The sequence below is a fragment of the Ramlibacter sp. genome, from assembly GCF_036676645.1.
Lineage (GTDB): Bacteria > Pseudomonadota > Gammaproteobacteria > Burkholderiales > Burkholderiaceae_C > Ramlibacter.
Genome location: NZ_JAKFCM010000026.1, coordinates 1 through 2,470 on the forward strand (window position 1 = coordinate 1; position 2,470 = coordinate 2,470).

Sequence of the window (2,470 nt, forward strand, 5' to 3'; positions counted from 1 at the left end):
GGTCGCGCAGGCGCGTCAGTTCCTTCTCTTGCGCCAGCAGCGTCTTGCGCTCGGCCAGCCATCGCTCCCTGGACACGACAGGATGGTTCGCGGTGTTCACTTCGGCAGTTGCTGTGTTCATGGTTTTCTCCTTGGCTCGATGAGCCGTTTGCGTTGGTCAATGCGCCGCCCGACCCGTGCTGGTAACAGGTGCGCTCGTTATCGGTCCAATGACCGAATGGGGTTGTCAGCGCAAGGGCGTTAGGCCTTGCGCGCTGCGTTGATGCGGTCTATGCGGCTTTGGGCCGGCGCACGGCGCGGACTTTTCCGCTCTTTCCGCCGCCGCAATAAAAGAGGTCCGCGCCGTCGGACTCCATGCCGCTGACGCCGACGCCGTGCGGCATCTCCAGCCGCTCGATCACGGCGCCGCTTTGCGGATCGATCCGGCGGATCTCGCTGTCGTCGCCCTCCCAGGTGCCGTGCCACAGCTCGCCGTCCACCCAGGTCACGCCGGTGACGAAGCGGTTGGATTCAATCGTGCGCTGGATGGCGCCTGTCTTCGGGTCGACCTGGTGGATTTTGCGGTCGCGGTACTGGCCCACCCACAGGCTGCCCTCCGCCCAGGTCAGGCCCGAGTCGCTCCCGCTGCCGGGCGCCGGGATGGACGCCACCACCTTGCCGGTGGCCGGGTCGATCTTGTCGATGCGCGTCTCGGCGATCTGGTAGAGGTGTTTGCCGTCAAAGGCGGTGCCGGCGTCGCCCGCGCACTCCAGCGAGCGCGTCAGCTCGCCGCTGGCGGGGTCGAAGGCAATCAGCCTGGCGCCGGTAGCGGCCCAGACACGCTGGCCATCGTGGGTGACGCCGGCGATGTCATGGACGCCGGGGAAGCCGTATTCGCGCACGATCTCGGCGGGGCGCGCCTTGGCCTCGGGTTTGTCGTTGAGGGTCTTGCGGGTCATCGCTGCTCCTTGTTGCACCGTCCATCGGCGCCGTGGAGACCACTTTATCCAATCGGCAGCGCAGCGGGGAGTAACAAGATCGTCGTGAATCCCGCCAGCGGCGGCGCCAGCCAGCGCTGCGCCCGTGCCCGCCCGATGGCGCGCACCCGCCCGTCGGCTTCGAGCTCGGCGAGTGCCCGCTGGACGGTGCGCTGGCTCGCGCCCAGGGCCAGGGCCAGGGCGGAGGTCGACCAGGCCGCGCCGTCCGAGAGCAGCGCCACCAGCGAAGCCTGGTCGCCGTCAATGGGCGGCGCCAGCACGGCGACGTCGCGCCCGGCCAGTGGCTTGAGGATGAAGCCCCGCTCGGTCGCCTCGATGGTCGCCAGCATTTTGACGAGCGCGCGCAGACGGCCGATCTCGACCCTGAGGCGCGCCCGGTGCGTCTCATCGGGGTGCTTGGTGCGAAAGGCAGATTCGATCAGGGCTTCGCGGCTGACATCGCCGGGCCATGCTTCGGCGAGCGAGCGTGCCAGCGAGAACAGCACAGGCCGGCGCGCCAGCGGCCGCCACTGGTCGCCGGCGCCCAGCCCGCGGCGGCAGGCGTCCACCACCAGCGCGTCCGAGGCCAGCAGCGCCGAGACCTCATCGAGGCGCAGCGCCTGCTCACCGCTGGTGGTAAGGCGCCGGGCGGCGGGCCTGTCGAGCGCAGCGCGCGCTTCAGTGACTTCGGCCATGAGCGCCGGCACCTGTGCACGTTCGGCCGCCGCGTGCGCACGCGCCAGCGCCATCCGCGCCTCGCCGACGCGCAGCGCGCGCAGCGCCAGCTCGGCCGCGGTCAGTTCAGCCACGGCCCGCAGCGACGGTGGGAGACCGCGCGCATCCAGCCGCGCCAGCGCAGCCGTAGCCTCATCCAGCCGGCCGAGCAGCAACAGCCGGCGCGCCGTGATGAGCCAGGCCTGCAGCGCGTTGGCACTGTCGGCATGCGCCTCGAGCGTGGCCGCCGCCGCCGCCAGTGCGCGCGGCGAGCCGGCGAAGTCGCGCATGGCCAGCGCCACCTCGGCCTCTGCCACCACGCAGCGGGCACGCGCCAGTTCCTCGTGGGCACCAAAGCCGCGGGCAGCGCGCCGAAGGAGTTCGCGGGCGCGCGGGTGCTCACCGAGCTGGGCCATGGCGATGCCGCGCAAGGCCAGCGCCGGCGGGTCATCGCGCAGGGCGACCCGCTTGAGGGCGCCGAGCGCGTCGCCGGCGGCCAGCGCGCGCGCGGAGGCGGTGATCAGGGAATCCATGACCATAGGCTACACCGCCCTGCTGATGCAACGCCGCGCCTGCAACTTTCCGGGCGCTGGCGTGCGCGGCCAGGGACAGGATCGGCGTTGAAGATGCAGCCCCGGCTTCGCCTGCCACAGCGGCCTTGCGCGTCTGCGTTTGGCGGTCGCATCCAAAGCGCTCGACGGCGAAACCGGAGCGGCAAACCGACGCGAAGTTTGGTGGAGAGCGGACGTTCGGGCGGCTACGCCGCGCCCGCCCCATGCCCTGCCCCATGCCCTGCCCCA

At 71.3% G+C, this 2,470-nt stretch carries 3 protein-coding genes; all 3 read right to left on the reverse strand.

What is annotated here, in order from left to right:
• Positions 1-121, reverse strand: a 121-nt coding sequence (locus V6M57_RS04605; protein WP_332813812.1) for a DUF899 family protein, incomplete at its 3' end; no start/stop codon positions are given.
• A 148-nt stretch (positions 122-269) separates the two neighbouring features.
• A complete protein-coding gene (locus tag V6M57_RS04610) occupies positions 270-938 on the reverse strand; it encodes a Vgb family protein (protein ID WP_332813810.1) in 669 nt (222 codons plus the stop codon).
• Between the two features lie 44 nt (positions 939-982).
• Positions 983-2,203, reverse strand: a complete 1,221-nt coding sequence (locus V6M57_RS04615) for a helix-turn-helix domain-containing protein (RefSeq protein ID WP_332813811.1) — start codon at positions 2,201-2,203, stop codon at positions 983-985.
• Positions 2,204-2,470: the final 267 nt, after the last annotated feature.